Source organism: Lactobacillus ultunensis DSM 16047 (genome assembly GCF_001436305.1).
GTDB classification, from domain to species: domain Bacteria; phylum Bacillota; class Bacilli; order Lactobacillales; family Lactobacillaceae; genus Lactobacillus; species Lactobacillus ultunensis.
Genome location: NZ_AZFO01000081.1, coordinates 1 through 859, shown reverse-complemented (window position 1 = coordinate 859; position 859 = coordinate 1). Strand labels below are relative to the sequence as shown.

9 tRNA genes are annotated in these 859 nt (G+C 50.9%); all 9 read right to left on the bottom strand.

Features of this window, described 5'->3' with window-relative positions:
• Positions 1-39: 39 nt before the first annotated feature.
• The 9 genes from FC57_RS10435 to FC57_RS10395 all read right to left on the bottom strand — a co-directional run bounded on the left by FC57_RS10435 (position 40) and on the right by FC57_RS10395 (position 833).
• Positions 40-113: transfer RNA gene (locus FC57_RS10435), tRNA-Ile, on the bottom strand.
• Between the two features lie 12 nt (positions 114-125).
• A tRNA-Met gene (locus FC57_RS10430) sits at positions 126-199 on the bottom strand.
• A 30-nt stretch (positions 200-229) separates the two neighbouring features.
• A tRNA-Pro gene (locus FC57_RS10425) sits at positions 230-303 on the bottom strand.
• A 5-nt stretch (positions 304-308) separates the two neighbouring features.
• Positions 309-382, bottom strand: a tRNA-Arg gene (locus FC57_RS10420).
• 8 nt (positions 383-390) lie between these two features.
• Positions 391-476 (bottom strand) — tRNA-Leu (locus FC57_RS10415).
• A gap of 11 nt (positions 477-487) precedes the next feature.
• Positions 488-559, bottom strand: a tRNA-Gly gene (locus FC57_RS10410).
• Between the two features lie 10 nt (positions 560-569).
• A tRNA-Thr gene (locus FC57_RS10405) sits at positions 570-642 on the bottom strand.
• A gap of 24 nt (positions 643-666) precedes the next feature.
• Positions 667-748, bottom strand: a tRNA-Leu gene (locus FC57_RS10400).
• A 12-nt stretch (positions 749-760) separates the two neighbouring features.
• Positions 761-833: transfer RNA gene (locus FC57_RS10395), tRNA-Lys, on the bottom strand.
• Between the last annotated feature and the right edge of the window lie 26 nt (positions 834-859).

Below are 859 nucleotides of genomic sequence, written 5' to 3'. Positions count from 1 at the left end.
CCAGACTGCTCCATCCCGCGATAATTATTAAAAACTTAATGGACCTTGTAGGACTCGAACCTACGACAGGACGGTTATGAGCCGTCTGCTCTAACCAACTGAGCTAAAGGTCCAAGCTCACAATATAGCGGCGGGGGGGATCGAACCCTCGACCTCCCGGGTATGAACCGGACGCTCTAGCCAGCTGAGCTACACCGCCAAAATGTAACCAATTACCATTAGATTACAATCGGGAAAACAGGATTCGAACCTGCGACCCCCTGGTCCCAAACCAGGTGCTCTACCAAACTGAGCCATTTCCCGTTAAATGCGCCCTGAAGGATTTGAACCTTCAACCTTCTGATTCGTAGTCAGACACTCTATCCAGTTGCGCTAAGGGCGCATCATCAATGCCGGGGATCGGAGTCGAACCGATACGGTTGAAACTAACCGCGGGATTTTAAGTCCCGTGCGTCTACCAATTCCGCCACTCCGGCATATTGATGAAAGCGGAAGACGGGATTCGAACCCGCGACCCCCACCATGGCAAGGTGATGTTCTACCACTGAACTACTTCCGCAAAATATAAATGCCGATTATACGACTTGAACGTACGACCCCCTGTTTACAAGACAGATGCTCTACCAACTGAGCTAAATCGGCAAATTGTCAATATGTGGTTGGCAATACGGGTGGTGGGACTTGAACCCACACGTCCGAAAACACTAGAACCTAAATCTAGCGCGTCTGCCAATTCCGCCACACCCGCAAATTAGGGTCATGAGCCGTGAGGGACTTGAACCCTCGACCCACGGATTAAAAGTCCGTTGCTCTACCAACTGAGCTAACGACTCGATATGGAGGATACAGGGCTCGAACC